This is a genomic window from Mesorhizobium sp. BR1-1-4 (genome assembly GCF_020165375.1).
GTDB lineage: Bacteria > Pseudomonadota > Alphaproteobacteria > Rhizobiales > Rhizobiaceae > Mesorhizobium > Mesorhizobium australicum.
Window position 1 is genome coordinate 200,659 of record NZ_JAIUIB010000002.1, and the last position, 12,767, is coordinate 213,425.

General features: G+C 61.6%; 10 protein-coding genes and 2 pseudogenes. 5 read left to right on the forward strand and 7 right to left on the reverse strand.

Features of this window, described 5'->3' with window-relative positions; all coding sequences use genetic code 11:
• Window positions 1–64 precede the first annotated feature (64 nt).
• The 3 genes and pseudogenes from LB571_RS04165 to LB571_RS28935 form a co-directional block, all read right to left on the reverse strand.
• Complete coding sequence (locus LB571_RS04165; RefSeq protein ID WP_224585446.1) at window positions 65–562, reverse strand: response regulator; 498 nt, start codon at window positions 560–562, stop codon at window positions 65–67.
• Window positions 552–2,800, reverse strand: a pseudogene (locus tag LB571_RS28930) (PAS domain S-box protein); the annotation flags it as partial. The pseudogene LB571_RS28930 and the gene LB571_RS04165, both read right to left, overlap by 11 nt.
• 15 nt (window positions 2,801–2,815) lie before the next feature.
• Window positions 2,816–3,235, reverse strand: a pseudogene (locus LB571_RS28935) (PAS domain-containing protein); the annotation flags it as partial.
• Between the two features lie 403 nt (window positions 3,236–3,638).
• Here LB571_RS28935 and LB571_RS04180 point away from each other — a divergent pair.
• The gene (locus LB571_RS04180) at window positions 3,639–3,845 is read left to right on the forward strand and encodes a hypothetical protein (RefSeq protein ID WP_181763205.1); all 207 of its coding nucleotides are present in this window, start codon (window positions 3,639–3,641) and stop codon (window positions 3,843–3,845) included.
• A 5-nt stretch (window positions 3,846–3,850) separates the two neighbouring features.
• Here LB571_RS04180 and LB571_RS04185 read toward each other — a convergent pair whose 3' ends face one another.
• The 4 genes from LB571_RS04185 to LB571_RS04200 all read right to left on the reverse strand — a co-directional run bounded on the left by LB571_RS04185 (window position 3,851) and on the right by LB571_RS04200 (window position 8,611).
• Window positions 3,851–3,991: a hypothetical protein gene (locus LB571_RS04185; RefSeq protein ID WP_224585440.1), complete on the reverse strand. Its 141-nt coding sequence runs from the start codon at window positions 3,989–3,991 to the stop codon at window positions 3,851–3,853.
• Window positions 3,992–5,323: 1,332 nt separating this feature from the next.
• A complete protein-coding gene (locus tag LB571_RS04190) occupies window positions 5,324–6,529 on the reverse strand; it encodes an ROK family transcriptional regulator (protein WP_224592440.1) in 1,206 nt (401 codons plus the stop codon).
• Between the two features lie 127 nt (window positions 6,530–6,656).
• The gene (locus LB571_RS04195; RefSeq protein WP_224585437.1) at window positions 6,657–7,679 is read right to left on the reverse strand and encodes an SIS domain-containing protein; all 1,023 of its coding nucleotides are present in this window, start codon (window positions 7,677–7,679) and stop codon (window positions 6,657–6,659) included.
• Window positions 7,676–8,611, reverse strand: a complete 936-nt coding sequence (locus tag LB571_RS04200) for a BadF/BadG/BcrA/BcrD ATPase family protein (protein WP_224585435.1) — start codon at window positions 8,609–8,611, stop codon at window positions 7,676–7,678. The genes LB571_RS04195 and LB571_RS04200 overlap by 4 nt, the downstream gene beginning before the upstream one ends.
• A 138-nt stretch (window positions 8,612–8,749) precedes the next feature.
• Between LB571_RS04200 and LB571_RS04205 the strand changes: the two genes are divergently transcribed.
• The 4 genes from LB571_RS04205 to LB571_RS04220 are packed head-to-tail and all read left to right on the forward strand — an operon-like array spanning window position 8,750 to window position 12,757.
• Window positions 8,750–10,000 carry an extracellular solute-binding protein gene (locus tag LB571_RS04205; protein WP_224585433.1) on the forward strand — a complete coding sequence of 417 codons (1,251 nt, stop codon included), beginning with the start codon at window positions 8,750–8,752 and terminating at the stop codon, window positions 9,998–10,000.
• Window position 10,001: 1 nt separating this feature from the next.
• The gene (locus LB571_RS04210; protein WP_224592443.1) at window positions 10,002–10,937 is read left to right on the forward strand and encodes a carbohydrate ABC transporter permease; all 936 of its coding nucleotides are present in this window, start codon (window positions 10,002–10,004) and stop codon (window positions 10,935–10,937) included.
• Window positions 10,934–11,782, forward strand: coding sequence for a carbohydrate ABC transporter permease (locus tag LB571_RS04215; protein WP_224585429.1), 849 nt, complete (start codon window positions 10,934–10,936; stop codon window positions 11,780–11,782). Before LB571_RS04210 ends, LB571_RS04215 begins: the two co-directional genes overlap by 4 nt.
• A gap of 42 nt (window positions 11,783–11,824) precedes the next feature.
• Window positions 11,825–12,757 (forward strand): 3-keto-5-aminohexanoate cleavage protein, encoded by a 933-nt coding sequence (locus tag LB571_RS04220; protein ID WP_224528416.1) that lies wholly within the window; start codon window positions 11,825–11,827, stop codon window positions 12,755–12,757.
• Window positions 12,758–12,767: the final 10 nt, after the last annotated feature.

Sequence of the window (12,767 nt, forward strand, 5' to 3'; positions counted from 1 at the left end):
GCAGGGACCAAGCACTGACGTGGCGCGCTCGGCGCGTCCAACTGTTAATGACCTCCCCCCGCGTTCAGCTCTCCTTCTCGAGCTCCTGAAAAGCATTTCGAATGGCTGCGACTAGCGTCGCTATCGAATAAGGCTTCTGCACCCATCCCAGCGGTCTGGCCGCTTCAGCTCGAAGCTTCACGTCGCGATCACCATGCGCCGTCGTAAAGATGCATCGTATGCCATGGTCGCGGTACAATTCCAGAGCGGCCTCGATGCCGTCCCGCTTGCCTAGCAAGCGGATATCCATGAGGGCAAGCACCGGCTTGGTCGAGAGCGCCATGCTTATCGCCTCATCGGCGTTGGTGGCGAGGCCTGCCAGCGAGAAGCCTTCGGCCAGCAGTCCGGCCTCTATGTCCAGCGCGATCAGATAATCGTCTTCGACGACCAAGATCACTTGGCTCCGAGTGGTTTCGGCCTGTCCGCCGCTCATATCATCCCGGGAGAACACCACCCGCGGCTTGAAGGATCGATTGACGTCCGCCGCGTGGATCAACTCATGTATTGCTGCTTTAGCTGGCAAGGCCATTCTCCTGGGGCATCTGACGAAAGGTCACGGTGCATCTGGACGGGTGCCGGCTGACTTCGAAAGTCCCGCCGATCTGTCGCACCAAGCCTTCGACCAGTCGCAGGCCTGACGAAGAGGAGCGCACAGAATCCAATTCGAAGCCCGGGCCCTCATCCTCGACCACCAGGCCAATGCGTCGGCCGTTTTGCCTGATGGAAACGCGAATGGTTCCATGCCCATTTCCGGGCAAGCCATACTTCACGGCATTGATCAAAAGCTCGTTGATAATGAGCGCCAGCGGCATCGCAATGTCGTTTGGCAGTTGGATCGGATCTGCCTGGCAGACCAATTGAACGGCTGGAGGGAACATCTGTTTTGCCGTCTCGCAAACAGCTCCCAGGAAAGGTTCAGCACCGAAGTTGATGGCATCGGGCGTGTCATAGAGGACCCGCTGAGCGGCAGCCATGGCGGCCACGCGCTTGCTGGCCTCATCCAGAACGATCCGAGCCTCCGAACTCTTGCTCGTCCTCGCGGCCACCGAAAGCAGGGACTTCAGCATCATCATGTTGTTCTTGACGCGATGATTGAGCTCGTCGAGCAAGATCCGTTGCTGGCTTTCGGCCTGCTTACGCTCGCTCACATCGACCAGCATGTTTATGGCGCCGGTGATGTTTCCAGCCGCATCGCGCATAGGGGTCGGATATGGGATGAAGGGAACCCGGGTACCATCCGGCCGCTCGGCCACCGCTTCATATCCCCGGATGGGCCGCCCCTCACGTAGTGAGACAGCCATCGGACATTGATCGTGGGGAAGCGGCGTCCCATCCGGCCAGTAAAGCTTCCATGTCACACACCATTCGTCGGTGCCAATCACGGGCGTTCGGCCGGCGAGTTGCACCGCCGCTTCATTGAAGTAGGTGATCTTCCCGTCGCGATCAGTGGTGTAGATCGCGGCAGGAATGGCGGCGAGCAGGTCTTGAAGGTGGCGCTCGCTGTCTCGTATCTTCGTTTCCGCTACCTTTCTTTCAGTTATGTCTCGGGCGATTTTGGAAGCTCCGACGGTACGGCCTGACGCATCCCGCACCGGCGATATTGTAAGAGAGATATCCACCAGCGTTCCGTCTTGGCGGCGGCGAACCGTTTCGAAATGATCCACGAGTTCGCCGTTGCGATGCGACTCAATATCAGCGGCTCCTCATCCAGCCGATCCTCGGGAATGATAGTGGTGATGGGCTTGCCTACCATCTCCGCGGCCGTATAACCGAATAAGCGCTCGGCACCGCGGTTCCAGCTCGAGACGATGCCTCTGAGATCTTTGCTCACGATGGCGTCATGGGACGACTCCACGATTGCCGCCAGTCGCTGGGCCGCATCCTGTGTCCTCACACGCTCAATCCCGAACCCGAGCTGGCGCGCGATTGTCCGAGCGACTTCAATCTCTTCTGCCGAGCAATCATGCGGCTCGTCGAAGTAGGCCATGAATTTGCCCAGCAGACGCCCGCCTTCGGTTATCGGAATGAAACAAACTGCGCCGATGCCTTCTGTTCGGATTGCGTGTCTCAAGGTGCTGGGGAGCTCTGCCTGTTCCACATCGCGGATGCAAATGGGCGGCGGGTCGTGGTCTGCTGCGGACCAGGGCGAATGGCCTTCCACGGCGATTCGATACGCGTCCGACAAGCCGCGCCACGCGACAAACTTCATGATCCCGCCTTCCAAAAGCAGAATGGAAGCGCGCTGACATCTTAGACCGCGCTGGATGGCGCCGAGCGCAGCCTCGTAGACGTCTTCCCGGGTATGGGCGTGCTGCAGCATTTCCGTCAATCGATGCAGCGCAGCCTGCTCCTCGGCCCTTTGGGCGAGTGTCGCCTCAATCGCTTTTCGCTCGCTGATATCGTGCTGCACCCGTACTGCGTAACGAAACCGTCCGTTGCCGTCGTAAACGCTGGAAGACGTCACGACAGCCCAGAAAAGCGATCCGTCCTTACGGACGAACCGCTTCTCGATTGTGTAGCTTTCGATCTCGCCGGCAACCTGTTGGAAATATTTCGCGCGATCCGCCTCGACGTCGGAAGGGAAGGTCCGATCGAAAATCGATCGACCAACAAGCTCCTCCTGCGTATAGCCCAAAAGACGGCATAAATGTCCGTTCACACGCAGCAGCCGACCTTCAGCGTCAGCTTCCACTATTCCCACACCAGCGCTGTGGTAAGTCAGGGCAAGTCTCTGCTGCTGTTCGCGCAACAACTCTTCTGCTTCGACCTTTTCAGTCACGTCGATGGTGATGCAGCGCGTGTTGAGGAACCGACCGTCATCCGAACGCACGTTCGATGTTATCTCCACCCAACGGATGGAGCCGTCTCTGGCGCGCAGCCTCGCGCGATAATGTTGAAGGTGCTCATGCCGAGAGAGACGGTTCAAAATATCGTCGATTGCGGTAGGATCGGCGTGAAATTCCCGGATGTTGCGGCCGATGTATTCCTCCGAGGCGTAGCCGAGCAAGTTCAGTTCGGCTCGATTGGCGCGCAAGATAGTGCCATCATGCGCCACCAGGTGGAGAGCAACGGCTGCATTCTCGAAGAAATCTTCCGTCTCGCTGGCGGGGAGCAGGACCGCACCGTGCCCTTCCACTTCTCCACGGCCCAAGGATTTCGCGCCAGAAATGCTGGAGGGCAAAGCTCGTTGTTCCATGAAAGGCTGAATTCCCCCTAAACGCACATCAACGCCCGACGTCACAACAGGTTCCAACCGGCTGCACAATTAAATGTTGATGGTGGGAAGGCGTGAGCCGGTGCTGGGCTAGCAAATCCGGTAACTCGATGATTTCGAGCCATTCGCCGCAGGCTTGCACATCACCGCGACCTGGCGCTTGTCAGACCTATCCATAAAGCAGCCCGTCAAAGATTTGGGTTTCCCGGCTTGGCTTCTGCCGAGAGGCCGCCCGCGCCAGAAACATGACGCAAATTAGCTGCGGAGCGGTTGATATTCTTATCGACGCTAATACATCCGCATCGGGCAGCTGTCGGAGGAGACCTCCTTGGCAGACGACTTCCGACCAAAGGGATGCCCAGTGATTTCGGGATGGAGGAAGGCCGTGGAAGACCACGCCGGCGCGGAGCCCAATGTAGCTGACTTCGTCATTCACAAGGTTCTGGACACGTTCGAATACTCCGACCGCGGCGCGGTGGTCACGATGGTCGATCCCCAGGGCGCACGCATGCGTCTCCACGTCACCATTGTCAGCGGGGAGTTGCTTTGCGAACAAATTGCCGAAGCGCTGGAGCAGCGATACGGGGAATAGAACGTCTACTTCAACAGCGCGACCATCCTGTCGATCGCGCTGGGAAAGCCGTTCAGCGCCAGGGCAAGCACCGTCTCCTTGCCTCCGTCCGCGGCCCCCCTGACCTTGAGGCTGGTGCCGTCGCGGCAGGGTGGCCAAGGTCCCATCAAGACTCAGGTCGACAATGCAGCCGCCGGGCAGGCAGGTACGGAAGCGCAGAGGCGGCAGTGCCCGCCCGTCGAGTACGACAGCGTCCGGATGGAGTTCCTCCAATACCTTCTCTGCCTCAGCGCAACTTGCAGCCATGGCGACGTTGAAGCCCGCTTCGACCAGAAAAGCCTCGACTTCAAGCCCGATCAGAGGTTCGTCCTCCAAGATGAGGATGTCGGACGTTCGGCGGTCAGTGCTATACCTCTGACTAAGGCCGCTGCTCCGTATGGATCAGTGGCTCTGTAGGCTGCCATAGCTAGAATGGCGAGTCACGAGTTTGCCCGCCGACCGGAGCCAGCAGCGCGAGATTCGAGGGTGGTCGCGCTGTCGGCCGCATGGCACGGTGGGAGATGGGCGCGCCGTCAGAGCAGCAATCGAACTCTGCGGACCGGAGGCGGCTATCTCCGCGGCCTGTTGCGCACTGGAGGCGAATTTCGCCGGTCGAAATGTGGACTACCGCTTTTGGTGTCAAGCTCAGGGAACTCATCGCCAACGCGGCCCAAGCGTCAAAACGCCGCCAGCCGCAAGCTGGCCTCTTCATAACGAGGCGGTTCCTTAGCCGGGCGGAGTGAGTATCAAAACCGACGGCGGGATCGCGGCCGCAACAGCCGACAAGCATTCACGCCTGGTCAGAACAGGCGTTTCATAGATTCGTTTCATGGCGGTGCCTCGGCATCTGTTTACGCAAAGCATCGGCGAGGCGGTTTCGCGGCGCAAGGCGCCACGCCACCGAGCCTAACTGACAACCGCCCAAGCTTCGACAACACTAGCATTGTGGCTGTGGACTGGCGTCATTCGAACAGACGGCAGGGTTCACTGTGGAACCGCATTGAGCAACACCCGCGCGGCGCCCCGTTTTCTGCACGAGAAAATGCCGCAAGAGCCGGGAGGAGCGCATTCGCGTGCGGTTTTCGGCGCGTCTCTGCTTTGGCAGTTGTTGAGGGCGCGACGCGGCGCCTCGGGCGCGCCGATCGGCGGCAGTCTACTCAACGGCAGCCGCCTGTCGAGCGCGAAGGCTCGACCGACAAGCTGATCAACGTGCTCGCGCACATAGGCTGCGAACTCCGCGCGCGTCTCACCTTGCGGGCATCACGCAGGCACCTAAACGCATGCCTGACAACTCCAGGGCTCGTCAGATTTCATCGCGATTGCATAGTTCTGCTTCTTTTTCCACGAGGCATCGAGCTTCTGCCGTTGTGGGCCCCGACGCGCAGCCGCTGCGGCCGCGTAGGGCACGGCGTCATCCCGCATCGAAGGCAGGCGCGCCCCGGGCCTGCCTTTCCTTTTTATCAAGTGTTCCTTGCTTCCGTCTGCAACTCGGACAGCGGCGGCAGCACGACAGCCGGATGCCGGCCTTCGCGCAGCATCAGTCCGAGGCTGTAGTCCATGGCCAGTTTCACCGCCCCCAGCGCGGTGCCGCCATCTTCAAGCGAACTGACGGCGATCCGTGTGGGCCATGCAAGTTCCGCCGCCACCCTTCCAACACTTTCCGTCATCAGCGGGTTTCGGCCGACCCCGCCGCCAAGCACGATCAATCCGGGATCAAGCATGCCGATGCAGCCGGCCGCCAGCCTGCCGATATCGGCGGCATGACCCTCGACGGCCACTATGGCCGGCCGTGACCCTTCAAGCGCGCGCGCGAACAGACCCTTGGCCGAATCCGGCGGCGCCCCCTCTCCGGAGGGCCAGTCGGCACGGCAACGCTCGATCAGCCCCCGTGAGCCGAGATAATGTTCGAGCCCCTCACGATAAGGCGTTTCGCTGGCTGACCACGGAAACGGCATGCGGCCAATTTCGCCGGCCGCACCGCCGGCGCCGCGAAACAAGCGTCCTTCGGTGATGAAGCCGAGCCCGATCCGTACGCCCACCTGCAGGAAGGCGAAGGTCCGGTGGCCCTGCGCGGCGCCAAAATGCATTTCGCCGATAGCCGCGCAGTTTACGTTGTTTTCCAGGATGATCGGCACCTCGATGCTACGGCGCAGCAGGTCAAGCACCGCGGACGGCCCACCAGGGCGGTCGAAACGATCATTGGATACAATGCGCGGCACCGCCACGGCGATGGCCCGCAGCGCGCGAAAACTCTTGCCGACCTTGGCCATCGTGGCATGCGCCACCGACAGGACGATGGCGCCGACCTCGTCGGCATCGCCGACGTTGGCTTCCGGAATCGGTTCTTCCGCAGATGCCAGCTTCTGTGTGTCCATCGAATAGGCAACCGCCCGCACCTGGGCGGCGCCGACATCGATGCCTATCGCGTAGCCCGCTCCCGAGCCGATGCCGTAGATGGTCGCGGTGCGGCCAATGGCGCCGCGTTCCAGGCCGCGTGAGGCGACGAGACCGAGCGCGCTCAGCTCCGACACGGCTGCCGACATCGTCGGCTTCGACAGGTCGAGCATGGCACCGAGCTTCGGCCGCGTGACCGGCCCATGCGCGGCGAGCACGCGCAGCACGGCTCGGGCGCTGTCGGTCAGATTGGGGATTTCCGCAGCCGTCATCTAAGCCGTTCGACCTTTGCCCTGAAATCCTGTCTCCGGTCGGTGCAGCGACAACGCCGCCACGACTCAAAGTCGCATCCCGTCCTCAATGCCCCATTGGTGACCGGTTTGGCAATTTACAAGGATGTCAGACTTCCGTCGGCGACCACGGCTTCAGCTTGGTATCGGTCTGCCGGTAACGGAAAACAATGTCGGTCAGGCCGGCGGCGTCCTGCATATCGCCGACGACAAGCTGGATGGCGACGATCTCCAGAATGGCATCGGCGATGGTATTGCCAAGGGCTGGGATGGAAATCACCACCAGCCTGTCGGCCGAAACGACGTCCATGCGCCGCGTGACCAGCACCGATGGGCAGCCGAAGCCGGCGACATCCTGCGCGATCTTCACCTCACGACCATCGCCGATGGCGATCAATCCGGTCGCCGTATCCTGCGATTCCATTGGTCCATGCAGATAGTTAAGCGTATCCCATCCGGATGCCGGCAAGCGAACAGCCTCGCGGATCAGCATCGCCGCCTCGCCGGCATTGGCGAAGCTGACACCGGCGCCGACGATGTCGATGGATGTTCTGCCCTGCAGCAGCCGCGCCGCCTGCCCGGCAGCATGTTCCGAGCCGGAGAGGACGGTCGCGACCGCGCCGGGCAAACGCGTCCAGTCGAAGCTGTTGCCGGCAAGGCTGTCGATCAGCATGCCAAGCGCCAGCAAGGTCCCGGTGTAGCCGGTCGAGCTGGCGCCATTGTCGTCGCCCGACTCCGTGGCAAGAACAGCGCCGGTCAAATCAGCCAGCGGATTGTGGCTGCCACGGCAGACTGCCACGCGTGGCGACGCGGATGCCTCGCGCATGACATCGAAAATTTCTCGGCTCTGCCCAGAGGCCGACAATGCGATAAAGGCATCGGCGGCCGCATCCGTGCGGCCATAGAGCTCTGTCGGCGTATAGGCGAAGGCCCTGATGCCTGAGGCGCGCAGATAAAGCGCGCCGGCCAGCGCCGCCTGGTAGCTGGCGCCGATGCCGGCAAGCCCGATCGTCTTGCCGGCAAAGGCTCGCAGATCGAGGCCATCGAGTGCCGCGGCCACTGAGCGCCTGCCGATCTCGAGACTTTCCGTCTGGCGCGTCACCGCCGGGCGATAGCCAATACGCTTCATCATTCAAACAGCTCCAATGTGGGAGGATAGCCCTGGCCGACGAGCAGCCGCCGGGCCAAGGCGACGCCGCCGAGCACCGGCGGCTCGCGCAGCAGCACGATCTGGCTCGCCGGCGACACTTCGGCCATGGCCTCGACGAATGCCTTCATCAGCATCGGCTGCTCCGAGATGACACCGCCGCCAGCCACGACCAGAGCAGGATTGGCGCCGCGTTGGATCAACAGTTCGACAAGCGCGGCAAGTCCTGCCCCGCCTTCCCTGATAACGCGGATGGCCAGAGCCGATCCTGCGATGGCCGCGTCGAACACGGCATTGGCATAGCGCCCCCAGACCGCGGCACCGCGCGTTTCGTTGAGCAGGATGCCGAGCTTGGTCTGGTCGTCAGTAACGAGTTCGTGCATCAGTGCGGCAATCAGCGGGTCGCCATCCTCGCCCCTGTCGAGGCTGTGGCGGACCGCCTTGGCGGCTTCGCGGACCAAAGCCGGCGCACTGCCCTCATCGCCGAGGATCCAGCCCCAGCCGCCGGCCGCCAGCATCTTGCCTTGGGCCGTGCGCGCCACCGCGATGGAACCTGTGCCGGCGACGACGCCGATGCCATCGCTATGGCCGGCGGCGGGCACCATCAGTTCGGCGTCATTGACCACCTGCACCGCGCCGCCGGTCCTGCTCGCCAGCAGCGCCTGGAAGCGCAGGCATTGTTCACCCGTGTCGCAGCCGTGCGCGCCGACTGCCAGCGCAACGGGCGCCACGCCACCGCACAACCCGGCGACGATGTCGGCGAGCCTCGTGGCATCGGTTTCCATCTGCCGAATACGCCAACTCTCCGTGACCAGCACCTCGTCGGCGATCGTGCGCTCGCCCAGGCATGCCATGATGCGCGTCTTGGTGCCGCCTATATCCACGCCTGCAATGATTTTCTGGGTCAAGACATCCACCGCGCATGCCGGACAGAGCGGGTTGCCGCGTCCGATCATTTAGTTAGGAAACTTTACAAACTATCTTCCCAGACGGCAACAACTATGATTTGGTGATCGTCGTAAAAAGCGCATCAAGCGCGATTGGGAGATTGCAACATGAGCAGGAGAAGGATTGGTCTGGCCCTCGCGGCCGCGTCTTTCGCATGGGGACTCACGGCAAGCGTGGCTCACGCTACCGACATCTCGTTCTGGACCTGGCGTCAGGAAGACAAGGCCGCCTACAACGAGCTTTTCACCGACTTCACCAAGGAAAACCCGGACATCCATGTGAAGTTCGAGTCGTTCCCGGACGAGAATTATCCGACCATCGTCTCCACGGCGCTGGCCGCCGGCAAGGGTGGCGATGTCATCCATACCCACGCCTATGGCTGGCTCGAGCAGTTCGTGAAAGCAGGCTATTTCGAGCCGCAGGATCTGACCACGGTTCCTTCACTCGCCAACCAGCCCGCCGATGCGCTGGTGGCCGGCACCTACCGCGCCGACAAGAAGGTCTATTCCCTGCCCTTCGCCTCGCAGACGCTCGGTCTGTTCATCAACAAGGACGTCTTCGCCAAGGCCGGACTGACCCCGCCGACCACATGGGCCGAATTCATAACCGTCAGCAAGGCGCTGAAGGACAAGGGTATCTATCCCCTGGCCAACGGCATGGGGACAAGCTGGTTCAACGAGATGTTCGTCGCCATCTTCACCAACCCGTTCCTCGGCCAGGACTTTGTCACAGATCTGACGTCGGGCAAGACCACCTTCAAGGACCCACGCTACATCGCGGCACTCGGCAAGCTGCTCGAATTGCGCAACTACATGCCTCCCGGTTTTGAAGGCATCGACTACGACACCGCTGGCCAGCTGTTCATCAGCGGCAAGGCGGCGATGCTGGCCGGCGGCAGCTTCGACATCGCCAGCTACCGGACCCAGAACCCCGCCATGAACATGGACTTCGTCGCCCCGCCAATGGCCAAGGCCGGCGGTGTGCCGCAGGCGACCAAGTTCTTTGACGGCGGTTACGCCGTTAACGCCAAGTCGGCCAACAAGGAGGCCGCGCTCAAGCTGGTCAACTGGATGGGCACCAAGGAATTCGGCGACAAGTTCTCGGCGTTGCTCGGCAACATCTCGCCGATCAAGGGCGTGGTCATTAAGGACGAGCTGCTCGCCCAGGTCGCCAAATTGAACGAGACCGCCATGCCGCATATCAATGTCGTCTACTTTCGTTTCGAGAAGCCGACGGGATCGGAGCTGCTTCAGGGCGACATCACCAAGATGATGTCGGGTTCGATCACCCCGGACCAACTGGCCGCCGACCTGACCGACGGCCTCGCCAAATGGTACAAGCCTTTCCAGGGCAAGTGAGATGAGCAGCGGTCGGCGCCACACCCCAAAAGCTTTCCCGTGGCGCCGGTCACTCTGGATCGCGTCGCTGCTGACACCGGCCTTGGTGGTCATGGTGCTGTTCGTGCTGTGGCCGCTGCTCTCGGCCTTCCGGCTTGCCTTCTATGAGTTCAACGGCCTGCAGCCGACCGGATTCATCGGCTTCGAAAACTTCCGCAAGGCGCTGTTCGAACAGCCTTATAGCGGCTGGACCTACAATGCCCTGAAACACAACATCATCGCCTTCGTGGCCCTGATGGTGTTCGAGAACGGCACCGCCTTCCTGCTTGCCTACGCATTGCTGAAGGCGCTGCCCGGCCATCGCATCCACCAAGTCATCGTCTTTCTGCCTGTCGTCTTGTCGGCCGTCATCGTCGGATTCCTGTGGAAACTGTTCCTGCATCCGCTGTTTGGTCTTGTGAACCAGACGCTGGCGCTTGTCGGCATCGGTGCCATCCCGTGGCTCGGCAATGAAAACACCGCGTTGGGCAGCATCCTGTTCGCCAATGTCTGGCACTGGCTCGGCTTCCCGACGCTGGTGTTGCTCGCCGGCATGCAGCGCATCGGCAAGGAGGTGATCGAGGCTGCCCGTCTCGATGGCGCCGGCGACTATGTGCTGATGACGCGCATCATCTGGCCGCTGATTGCGCCGAGCGTCACCATCGTCACCATCCTGACCTTCATCGGCAGCTTCAACTGGTTCGAAATCCCCTATGTCATGGCCGGCCTAACCGGGTCCCCCGGCGGCGCGACGGATGTGCTCGGCCTCTATTTCTACCGCACCGCCTTCGGCTCGACGACGACAGGCATTCAAGATTTCGGCCAGGGCAGCGCGCTGGCGGTGATGATGTTCGTCATCGTTGCCGGCGTTACCGCAATCGCGCTTCGCTATCTGCGCCGTCGCGAGATCGAACTGTGAGCGCAGCGGTCGGCACCAGGGAACCCGGCGAGCTATTGAAGAACGGGGCCATCCAGCTGATGCTGGCGATCAATGCCCTGATCATGATCTATCCGCTGTTCGTAATGGTGATGTCATCCTTCAAGACCAATGCCGAGATCTTCTCGTCGCCCTTTGCCCTGCCGGCGCACTTTTCGCTGGCCAATGCCGAGCGTGTGTGGAGCGAAACCAATTTCGTCCGCTACCTCGCCAATTCCCTCGGCATCACCATGGCCGCCGTGGCCTTGATCCTTCTGTTCAGCACCATGGCCGCCTATGCCATCGCCCGCTACCAGTTCAGGCTGAGCGCGCTGGTGCTGATGTTCTTCCTGAGCGGCATGACCGTGCCGCTGAAACTGGCCATCATTCCATTGTTCATCCAGTTGGATTCGCTTGGCCTGGTCGACAGCTATGCCGGCCTGGTGCTGGTCTATGTTGCCATGGGCATTCCCTCCGCGGTGTTCATCATGACCGGCTTTCTCAGGACCTTGCCTCGCGAACTGGAGGAGTCGGCGCGTATGGACGGTGCCAGCGAATTTCGCATCATGCGTTCGATCATGCTGCCGCTGGCGCGCCCGGCCCTGGTTATCGTTGCGATCCAGAATGCGGTGCCGATCTGGAACGATTTCTTCTTTCCGCTGGTGCTGATCACGTCCGACGATCTCAAGACGCTGCCGCAGGGCCTCACGGTCTTCGTCGGCGAATTCACCACCGACTGGGGCGTGCTGTTCACCGGGCTGACGCTGGCGGCCCTACCGATCACCTTGCTCTATGTCGTGCTGTCGAAGCAGTTCATCTCAGGCATCACGCAAGGTGCGGTGAAATAAGGCGCGGTGAACCAAGCGCTCAAAGGACCAGGATACCTTCAAATGGCGAACCAGAACAAGATCATCATCACCTGCGCGGTCACCGGCTCGATCCATACGCCGTCAATGTCGCCGCATCTGCCGGTGAGCGCGCAAGAGATCGCCGACGCCGCGATCGGGGCGGCCGAGGCTGGTGCAGCCATCGTACACCTGCATGCGCGCAATCCCGCCGACGGCCGGCCCGACCAGTCGACCGAGGCCTTTGCGCCTTTCTTGAAGGTGATCAAGCAGCGCTCCAATTGCGTCATCAACATCACCACCGGCGGCGCCGCGACGATGAGCGTCGAGGAGCGGGTCAAGCCGGCCGCGACCTTCGCGCCGGAAGTCGCCTCGCTGAATATGGGCTCCATGAATTTTGGTCTCTATCCGATGCTGGAGCGCTTCAAGACCTTCGAGCATGATTGGGAGCGCCCTTATCTCGAAGGCTCTCGCGACCGCATCTTCCGCAACACCTTTGGTGACATCGAGCACATCCTGCGCACCTGCGCGGAAAGCGGCACTCGTTTTGAAATCGAGTGTTACGACATCGGCCATCTCTATACGCTTGCCCACTTCGTCGAGCGCGGCCTGGTCAAGGCACCGTTCTTCGTCCAGAGCGTGTTCGGCATACTGGGCGGCATCGGCAGCCATCCGGAGGACGTCGCGCATATGAAGCGCACCGCCGACCGCCTGTTCGGCAATGACTATCATTGGTCCGTGCTGGGCGCCGGCCGCAGCCAGTTGCCGATCGCCACGCAGGCCATAGCGCTGGGTGGTAATGTGCGCGTTGGGCTGGAGGACTCGCTGTGGATCGGCAAGGGCCAGCTGGCAAAATCCAACGCCGAGCAAGTGAACAAGGTGCGCCAGATCATCGAGGGGCTCGGCGCCTCCATCGCCACCCCCGACGAGGCGCGGCGGATCCTGCAGCTCAAGGGCGGCGACAAGGTCTCTTTCTAAGGTAAAACAC

Coding starts and splice junctions, on each gene's coding strand:
- LB571_RS04220 (WP_224528416.1), top strand. CDS start 11,825: ATGGCGAACCAGAACAAGATCATCATCACCTGCGCGGTCACCGGCTCG.
- LB571_RS04190 (WP_224592440.1), bottom strand. CDS start 6,529: ATGACGGCTGCGGAAATCCCCAATCTGACCGACAGCGCCCGAGCCGTG.
- LB571_RS04210 (WP_224592443.1), top strand. CDS start 10,002: ATGAGCAGCGGTCGGCGCCACACCCCAAAAGCTTTCCCGTGGCGCCGG.
- LB571_RS04185 (WP_224585440.1), bottom strand. CDS start 3,991: ATGGGACCTTGGCCACCCTGCCGCGACGGCACCAGCCTCAAGGTCAGG.
- LB571_RS04195 (WP_224585437.1), bottom strand. CDS start 7,679: ATGATGAAGCGTATTGGCTATCGCCCGGCGGTGACGCGCCAGACGGAA.
- LB571_RS04205 (WP_224585433.1), top strand. CDS start 8,750: ATGAGCAGGAGAAGGATTGGTCTGGCCCTCGCGGCCGCGTCTTTCGCA.